Here is an 8,100-nt window from a genome sequence, read left to right on the forward strand (position 1 = left end):
CCTGAAAGAAATCCACGAAATTAGGCGTTTGGCAGCCGTTCGCGTTGGCAGCTCTGCCCTCATGGTGAACCGTGATGCCGCCTGTGGTGCGCGCGATGCCAACACGTTCCGTTCTGTGCCAGCGGGAACGCGCTTGGCGCCGGGCCTTGGCCGGAGAAAACCCGGGCCGCTGCTACGGAATCAAAACTGCTCCTGTGGCGGCTTTCCGACGCCCGCTCCGGCCCCTTCGGAGTTCCCTGGAGGAATCTCTTGATTTCCCGTTCCCCTTCGCCGACCGCCAGTCGCGTTGCCGTCCCTCTGGTCGGAATCCTGCTGCTCGCAATCGCCGTCCACGGCCCGCTCCTGCTCATGCAGGTTCCCGCCTCGTCCTACGACGCGAACACGCACATGTTTTTCGCCTCGCACTACGCGCACCACTGGTTCGATCCGTGGAACGAGAAGTGGTACGGCGGTTTCTCGCAGACGACCTATCCCCCGCTTGCGCACCAGTGGGTCGCGTTGTTCTCGTTTGTGATGGGCTTGCCGCTGGCCTACATGTTCGTGCAGCTCTGCGTCATCCTGCTGATTGCCACCGGCATGTATCGCTACGCGGGCATCTGGGTGGAGGAACGCGCCGCCAGTTGCGCCGCCATCGGCTCGGTTCTGCTCGGATCGCTCGCCATCCTCGTGTATCAGTCGGGCCAGCTGCCGAGCACGTTTTCAGCCGCGCTCACGCTCAACGCCCTCCCTTACTTCTATGGCTGGACGCGCTCCGGTCGCTTCAGCGCGCTGCTCAAGGGCGTCCTGGTCACCATGGCAGCCGCCGCTGCGCACCACGTGACGCTGCTGTTCGGCATGGTGCTGTTTGCCGTGCCGGTGCTGTGGCTTGCGGTCATCGATCGCGAACGCGACAACGCTTCCCCGGGCGGCGTGATCTCGCGCGGCATCGCCTTCATCGGACTCTCTGCGCTGCTCGCCGGAATTGTCCTGCTGCCCTACTTCATCCAGTTGCGGGAGAACCCGATCAACCAGATGCCGATTCCGCATGGCAGCCGCGATAACTATTTGCTGAACCCCGCCAGCGGACTCAACTTCTGGCTGGTTCCGTACGGCGCCCTCGTGCTCGCCGTTCCGTTCATCTTCTTTCGCGGTTCGACCTCGCGCCGCCTGCGGCCGCTGTTCTTCGGTTGGTGGCTCACCATGCTGATCGGCCTCGGCGGCACCACCCCGGTGGCGCGACTCCTCCTCGGCCGCGCCTTCGAGGTCCTGACCTTCGAGCGCTTTACTTTCTGGTCCACGCTGATGGCGCTGCCCATCGCGGGCCTGCTCTCCGCCGAGCTCATGGATCGCTACGGACGCAAAGCAGCCGTCACGCTCTGGGTGCTGGGCGTCTTCTCGGCCTCAATGGGCGTGGCCTGGACGGTGTTCCGCCCAATCAATTCGGCGCCGTTCAGAGTTGACCAGGTCATCGCGTTCCTGAATCGTGACGAGCATTCCAAGTTCCGCTACATCACGCTCGGCTTCGGTAACAACTTCTCGCGCGTTGCCACCTACGCCGACGCCGGCAGCGTGGACGGCGACTACAACTCCGCCCGCCTGCTGCCGGAGCTGACCGCCTACGGCGCCGGCCAACTGAACAACGCGAAATATTTCGGCGCCTCTGGCATGGAATCGCTGCGCCAGATGCTGAAGCACGCGAACCAGTACGGGCTGAAGTACATCTTCGTGCGCGACCGCTTCTACGAGCCCCTGCTCGCCTTCGCCGGATGGCGCCAGGCCGAGACTTACGACAACGGCAACGTGACCATGTGGGTCAATGACTCCATCCAGCCCGCCCGCAAGATTGAGTCCGGCGCGCTGCCGCCGCCGGCCTGGCAGGGCCTGATGTGGGGCACCCTGCCGGTCGGCGTGAGCCTGCTGGCGATCATCGCCGTGTTCGCGGTCCCTGAGCGCCGGCGCGTCGCCGGCCCGGTTGCCTTTCCCGGCGCGGCACAAGGGCCCGCCTTCCTGCGGGAGGCGAAATGAAGCCGGCGCCCGTCATTACGATTCTGCTCACCATTGCGTTCCTGCTCGCAGGCACGTTCGGCCATGCCAAGCGGCTCTCAGCCGCCTCAACGCCGCAGGCTGCGGTGCAGTTGCTCTATGAACGCGCGCGCGACCGCGACTTCAACTCCGCCTATCAATATGTGGCCAGGAGCAGCAACGTGGATGCGGCAACCTTCGCCCGCGACCTCGGCGGACGCGATGGCAGCCTGCGCACGCTCTCCACGCTTCAGAAGATCGATGCCAAGGTGCTGCGCCAGAGCGGTGACGAGGCCACCGTGCGCGCCAACACGCAGTGGTCCACCGCCGTTGGCGCCACTTATGAAACCCGCGACCTGCGCGTGGTCAGGGAAGGCGGCGACTGGCGCGTGGTCTGGCCGTTGGAGAAAGCCTCGAACCTGCCCCCGCAGGTGATCCCGGTGAACTATCTCCGCTGGGACATCATCCGCCGCTCGGGCGACGACGATTGGGGCGCGCAAAACGTGGAAGCGCCGCGCATGCGCATCATCTCCATGAACGCCGTGGAGAAGGACGGCAGCGTGATCGTCCTCGGCGAGCTCGTGAATGAAGACACCGTGCCCGGGTTTGCCTCGGTCGCTGCGGCACTGCTCGATCAGGACGGCAACACCATTGCTGAAGAAAGCAGCTTCGACAAGATTTCGCACACTCTCCTGCCCAGGGAGGTTTCCCCGTTTCGCATCGACTTCCCCGGCATCAAGCTCGCCCGGGTGAAGAGCGTGCGCATGTCGCCGACCTATCTGCTCGTGCCCGCTTCGGCCGATCCGGTAATCGCCGTGCTTCACCAGCGCATCGAGACCGACGCCCGCGGTCGCCACGTGCTGAGGGGTGAACTGCTCAACGAGAGCGGGCAAACCGTGAACATCCCGCACGTGCTCGCCACGTATTACGACGACAACGGCAAGGTCGTCTGGGTCTCCGACGGTTACGTGGACCGCGCCTTGCAGCCGCAGACGCCGCAGCCGTTCGCCGTTGATCTGCGCGACGACGTCGCCGCCAGCGTCCACAACTACCGCGTTACGGTGAACCAATACAGTGTTGACCGATCGAATTAGCCCAACACGCCGCGTGATCGAGATCGCGCTGCTCATCGCCGCCACGCTGTTCGCGGCCCGCGTCGCGCGCGGCCAGCAGATCACCACGCCCGACCGCGTCACCGCCGGCACGGGCGCCACGCTTAAGACCAGCGGCAGCGGCAGCGCGACCTTCTACCTGAGCGGCCCGGCGACCGCCATGAAAAAAGACGTGACGCTCGGCGAGTCCGTCGCGCTCGCGCCCGAAGACGTGCGCGATGCGGGCCGTTACACGGCCATCATCCGCCAGGGCGGACGCTCCGACGTGCGCAGCTTCTTCGTGGTGCCCGCGGAACCGGCCGCCGTCAACTTTCTCGCGCGCCCGTCGCGCGTTCCCGTGGCGCGGCAGGGCGCGATCAGCGGCGTGGCGTTCGTCTTCGACGCCTACAAGAATTTGGTCATCGGACCCGCCGACGTGACCTTCTCACTCGCGGTCAGCGACGCGCCCGCCGTGTCGCGCGCCGTCCCCGCGCGTGACGGCATCGCCTTCGTGAAGCTCGACTCCGGTCGCAAGGCAGGCGCAGCGCAATTTGTCGCTTCGGCCGGCGGAGCGCAAGTACGTCGCGTCGTGCAGCAAACGGCCTCCGATCCATGCAATCTCCGCTTCCGCGTGCAGCCCGCCAGGACCGGCGTGACGGTGGAAACCGGTCCCATCAAAGACTGCACCGGCAACCCGGTGCCCGACGGCACGATCGTCACCTTCACGGAAACCGACGGCAACACGCGCAGCACGGTGGACGCACGCATCAAGCGCGGCGTGGCCCGTGCCGGCCTGCCCGGCGCGCCCGGCGCCACAATTTCCGTCGCCTCCGGCGTCGTCATCGGGAATGAAGTGCGCGTGCGAGGTGGCCAGTGAGCTGTCGCTCTCTTTTCAGGTTCCGAGCGCCAGCCGTCAGCGAAGTGTTCCAGCGAAGCCCTTCGTGCGCCCTTCGTGTCGTTTGTGCGAACGCCCTTGTTTTGGCGTTGCTCTCCTGCGTGCTCGCGGCGGCGCCCGCCACAACTCAACCGAAGATCGAACTCAACACATCGGCCGCCACCCCGCGTGACGTGGAAGACACAACCGCGAAGGCCATCGTCCGCGACTACGGCAGCGCCTGGAGCACCCTGTCGCGCGCACTCGCCGAGGACCGCGCCGACCTGCTCGGTAGCGCATTCGTCGGGGTGGCGCAGGAGAAGCTCGCGCAGAAGATCGCCCAGCAGAAAGCCGCCGGCCTGCGCACCCGCTACCTCGACCGCGGACACCAGCTCGACGCTGTCTTCTACTCTCCCGAAGGCTCCGCCATGCAACTGCGCGACACGGCGCAGATGGAAATCCAGTATCTCGACGGCAACAACGTCGTCGCCAGAGAAAATGTCACCGCCCACTACCTCGTCCTGATGACTGTGGCCGAAGACCGCTGGAAAGTCCGCGTGATCGAGGCCGTCCCGGGCCGCTGATCTGGATTTTCGTTTCCTGATCTTTTCGCGTTACAGGAATGGTCGCCCACCCGGCATACGTTTCGGACTCGCCTTCAGCCTGCCGCTCTGGGCGCTGATCGTGTGGGGCGTCGAATCGGCATTCGCAGGCTAGGTCGGCTTCTTCGCCGCGACCACGCGCGGGATTCCCTGCAGGTCGTTCGTTACCCGCACGTCGCTCCAGCCGCCGAGCAGCGCGCGCACCGGCGCTTCGATCGAGTAGCCAATCTCCATCACCAGCCAGCCACCGGGAGCCAGGCGCTCACGCGCCTGCGGAACCAGCCGCTCGTAAACGTCCAGACCGTTCTTTCCCGCGAAGACCGCCACGCGCGGCTCAAACTCCCGCACCTGTCGCTGGACTTTGTCGGCCTCGTTTTCGCCGACATAGGGCGGGTTGCACACGATCAGCTCAAACTGCTCGCTTGCCGGCAGCGCGCCCAACAGGTCGCTTTCCACGAACCGGACTCGTTCGCTCATCTCCAGCCGCGTGGCGTTGATGCGCGCGACCTCAAGCGCGGCGGGGGAAATGTCGAGTGCCGTAACCGTGGCTCGGGGAAACTCCTTCGCCAGCGCCAGGGCAATGCAGCCCGAACCGGTGCCGACATCGGCGATGCGCAATCCTTCCGGCCCTTCCGCCCGCAGCGCCAGCACGGTCTCCACTACGTGCTCCGTCTCCGGACGCGGGATCAGCACCGCCGGCGTCACCACGAAGTCCAGGCCCCAGAATTCCTGATGTCCGGTGATGTACTGCGCCGGCACGCCGCGCGCGCGTTCCGCCAGCGCCGCGTCGTAACGGGAGGCTTCTTCCGCCGTCAGCTCACGTTCCGGATGCGCATACAGATAGGCCCGATCGCGGCCGAGCGTGAACATTAGCAGCGTTTCGGCGTTGAGACGCGGCGATGGGACGTCGCGCGCCGTGAGGTGCTGGATCGCTTGCGAGAGCGCTTCCCTGACTTGCACCGCATTCACGCGGCGCTCGCGCCGTCGCCTTTCAGCTTTTCCGCCTGGTAGTGGGTGACCAGCGCCTCGATGATCGGCTGCAGCTTGCCGTCCATCACGTCTCCGAGCTGGTGAACGGTCAGCCCGATGCGGTGATCGGTCACCCGGTTCTGCGGAAAGTTGTACGTCCGGATTTTTTCGCTGCGATCGCCCGAGCCGACCATCTGCTTGCGCTCTTTGGCCAGCGCTTCCTGCTGTCGCTGCAATTCCATCTCGTACAGCCGCGAGCGCAGCACCCGCATGGCTTTTTCGCGGTTCTTGATCTGCGACTTCTCGTCCTGGCAGCTCACCACCGTGTTCGTCGGCAGGTGCGTGATGCGCACCGCCGAGTACGTGGTGTTCACCGACTGCCCGCCGGGGCCGGACGAGCAGAACGTATCAATGCGAATGTCCTTGGGCTCGATCTTCACGTCCACGTCTTCGGCCTCCGGCAGCACGGCGACCGTGATCGCCGACGTGTGCACGCGCCCCTGCTGCTCGGTAGCGGGAACGCGCTGCACGCGATGCACCCCGCTCTCGTACTTCAGCCGCGAGAACGCGCCCTTGCCCTCGATGATGGCGATCACTTCCTTCAGCCCGCCAACGCCTGATTCCGACGATGACAGCACCTCCACCCTCCAGCGCTGCGCCTCCGCATAGCGCGTGTACATGCGGAAGATCTCCGCCGCGAAGAGCGACGCCTCGTCTCCGCCCGTGCCCGCGCGGATTTCCAGCACCACGTTCTTCTCGTCGTTCGGGTCCTTGGGGATGAGCAGCGCCTTCAACTGCTGCTCGGCCCCGGCGATGCGCGCTTCCAGTTGCGCCAGCTCTTCCTGCGCGTAGGCGCGCATCGCTCCGTCGGTTTCCTCGGCCAGCACCGCCTTGCTCTCCGCGATGCCCCGCTTCAGGTCCTTGTACTCGCGGTATTTTTCGACGATTTCCGCCAGCTCGCTGTGCGCCTTCGCCGTCTTCTGGTACTTCGCCGAGTCGGAGATCACCTCCGGCGTGGCGAGCGCATGCGTGAGCTCGTCGTACTTGGCCTCGATTTGGTCCAGTCGTTCGAACATGGTCGGCGTCCAATTCTATTCGCAAAAGCATTCAGCACTCAGCAGTCAGCATTCAGCCCGCCCTGTGCATTCCAGCCGTTCCGGGGCTGAATGCCGAGTGCTGACTGCTGAGTGCTTGTCTTGGGAGAACCGGGATTCCCAGCGCGCGCCGCAGCGCGGGCTGGGCCGGGCTACGCGAGGACCAGTTCGCCGCCGTGTTGTTTCTCGAGTTCCATCGCCTGGTCGAGCGCCATGATCGCGCACTGGACCTCGTCGTTGTCCGGCGGGCGCGTGGTGATCCGTTGCAACCACAGACCTGGCGCCGTGAGCAGCGTAAACAGCGTCTTCGCTCCACGCTGCTTGGCGGCGTAGCGAATGATCTCGTACGACAGGCCGGCAATGACCGGAAGCAGCGCGAGGCGAAGGGCGAAACGCATCCAGAACAGGTGATCGAAAATCTGTCGCAGCCCGGTGGCATTGCTCGGCGCCGCCGACGCCACCGGCGCCAGGGTGTAGATCACGATCGAGATCAGCATCACCGTGATCAGGAAGCTGGTCCCGCAGCGCGGATGCCACGTAACGTACTTCTGCGCCGCCTCCACCGTGACCGGCTCGCCCGATTCGAAGGCAAACACCGTCTTGTGCTCGGCGCCGTGATACTCGAACAGCCGCGCGATGTCGCGCATCCGCGAAATCCCCCACAGGAACAGCAGGAAAATGGCAATGCGGATCACGCCGTCCGTCAGGTTGAAGATGAAATGGTTCCCGAACATCGGGTTGACGCGCTTCAGCTCGGTGGCGGCCAGCAGCGGCACGAACTTATACATCACGATGAAGAACCCGAGCGAGAACAGCAGGTTCACCGCCGCCACCCAGCCGCTGATTTCCAGCTTCTTCTTGCCCTCGTCCTCGGCAATCTGCTCCAGCGCCGCGTCCACCGAAATGCGCAGCGCGCGGAAGCCCAGCATCATCGCCTGGCCCAGCGTCATCACGCCGCGGACCAGCGGCCAGCCCATCCACTTGTGCTTTTCCGAGGGCCGCTCCAGCGGCTCGGCATGGCACACTACTGCGCCCGAGGGTTTGCGCACGGCCACGGCGAAGGCGTGCGGCGAGCGCATCATTACGCCCTCCAGCACCGCCTGCCCGCCCACCAGCGTCTCTTCCCCGCTCTCCAGCGCAGGCAATAGCTGCGTCGCGGCGAAAAACCGCGCGAATTGGCGCCAATAACTCATAAAAACCGTTAGATGATTGTACCTGAGTTTACGTCGCATCGCGACGCGGCGCCTGGCAGTGGTGACGTAACGTTGATTGTGTAAAAAGCGAGAGGGTGTAAGTTGGCTTTGCCTAGCAAGCGAAGCCGTTCCTGGAAAGGAGACCTACACCCGATGGCGAAGATAATCCGGATTGAGGAGCATTTCCAACATTTTCTGAACGAAGTGAAGGAGAGTTTCTGGGGGGATCTGTACGGGCAGACGCGGCAAGCCTGGAAGAAGTTCTTGGAGCTGGAA

General features: G+C 64.8%; 7 protein-coding genes. 4 read left to right on the forward strand and 3 right to left on the reverse strand.

Going from position 1 to position 8,100, the window contains the following annotated elements:
• The first annotated feature begins 249 nt into the window (after positions 1 to 249).
• The 4 genes from VFA60_09315 (at position 250) to VFA60_09330 (ending at position 4,550) form a co-directional block, all read left to right on the forward strand.
• The gene (locus VFA60_09315; protein ID HZQ91978.1) at positions 250 to 2,004 is read left to right on the forward strand and encodes a hypothetical protein; all 1,755 of its coding nucleotides are present in this window, start codon (positions 250 to 252) and stop codon (positions 2,002 to 2,004) included.
• Positions 2,001 to 3,095, forward strand: a complete 1,095-nt coding sequence (locus tag VFA60_09320; GenBank protein ID HZQ91979.1) for a hypothetical protein — start codon at positions 2,001 to 2,003, stop codon at positions 3,093 to 3,095. The genes VFA60_09315 and VFA60_09320 overlap by 4 nt, the downstream gene beginning before the upstream one ends.
• Positions 3,079 to 3,969 carry a hypothetical protein gene (locus VFA60_09325; GenBank protein ID HZQ91980.1) on the forward strand — a complete coding sequence of 297 codons (891 nt, stop codon included), beginning with the start codon at positions 3,079 to 3,081 and terminating at the stop codon, positions 3,967 to 3,969. The genes VFA60_09320 and VFA60_09325 overlap by 17 nt, the downstream gene beginning before the upstream one ends.
• Positions 3,970 to 4,070: 101 nt before the next feature.
• The gene (locus VFA60_09330; GenBank protein ID HZQ91981.1) at positions 4,071 to 4,550 is read left to right on the forward strand and encodes a hypothetical protein; all 480 of its coding nucleotides are present in this window, start codon (positions 4,071 to 4,073) and stop codon (positions 4,548 to 4,550) included.
• Between the two features lie 129 nt (positions 4,551 to 4,679).
• On the opposite strand, the gene prmC is transcribed toward VFA60_09330, so the two are convergent.
• The 3 genes from prmC to VFA60_09345 form a co-directional block, all read right to left on the reverse strand.
• Positions 4,680 to 5,537 (reverse strand): peptide chain release factor N(5)-glutamine methyltransferase, encoded by an 858-nt coding sequence (gene prmC / locus VFA60_09335; GenBank protein HZQ91982.1) that lies wholly within the window; start codon positions 5,535 to 5,537, stop codon positions 4,680 to 4,682.
• Positions 5,534 to 6,613 carry a peptide chain release factor 1 gene (gene prfA, locus VFA60_09340; protein ID HZQ91983.1) on the reverse strand — a complete coding sequence of 360 codons (1,080 nt, stop codon included), beginning with the start codon at positions 6,611 to 6,613 and terminating at the stop codon, positions 5,534 to 5,536. The genes prmC and prfA overlap by 4 nt, the downstream gene beginning before the upstream one ends.
• Positions 6,614 to 6,783: 170 nt before the next feature.
• Entirely contained in the window at positions 6,784 to 7,824 is a 1,041-nt protein-coding gene (locus tag VFA60_09345; protein HZQ91984.1) for a DUF1385 domain-containing protein, read from the reverse strand.
• Positions 7,825 to 8,100 lie beyond the last annotated feature (276 nt).

The sequence above is a fragment of the Terriglobales bacterium genome (genome assembly GCA_035651995.1).
Taxonomy (GTDB): domain Bacteria; phylum Acidobacteriota; class Terriglobia; order Terriglobales; family Acidobacteriaceae; genus DASRER01.

Coding starts and splice junctions, on each gene's coding strand:
- VFA60_09320 (HZQ91979.1), top strand. CDS start 2,001: ATGAAGCCGGCGCCCGTCATTACGATTCTGCTCACCATTGCGTTCCTG.
- prfA (HZQ91983.1), bottom strand. CDS start 6,613: ATGTTCGAACGACTGGACCAAATCGAGGCCAAGTACGACGAGCTCACG.
- VFA60_09345 (HZQ91984.1), bottom strand. CDS start 7,824: ATGAGTTATTGGCGCCAATTCGCGCGGTTTTTCGCCGCGACGCAGCTA.